This window comes from Corynebacterium sp. HMSC074E01 (assembly GCF_001808885.1).
Lineage (GTDB): Bacteria > Actinomycetota > Actinomycetes > Mycobacteriales > Mycobacteriaceae > Corynebacterium.
Genome location: NZ_KV794814.1, coordinates 1 through 225 on the forward strand (window position 1 = coordinate 1; position 225 = coordinate 225).

General features: G+C 53.8%; 1 protein-coding gene. It reads left to right on the forward strand.

Annotation, left to right across the window (positions count from 1 at the left end):
* Positions 1–55 precede the first annotated feature (55 nt).
* Positions 56–225, forward strand: a 170-nt coding sequence (locus HMPREF2537_RS00680; RefSeq protein WP_141754764.1) for a transposase, incomplete at its 3' end; no start/stop codon positions are given.

The following is a 225-nucleotide window of genomic DNA, read 5'->3' on the forward strand; positions in this document are numbered from 1 at the left end:
GGTAGACACCTGATATCCAGCCCGGTTGGGTTGGGAAGAAAGGTAATCTACCACCATGCCTAGGTACTCCGAACAGTTCAAACGTGATGCTGTGGCCCTCTACGAAAACAATGAGGACCTCTCACTTCACGCGGCTTCAGCAGAGCTTGGAGTCAATCGCTCCTCACTTTATTCCTGGCTTAAGCAGTACGGCACCGGCAAACGTGCCCGCACGAAGACCATGCG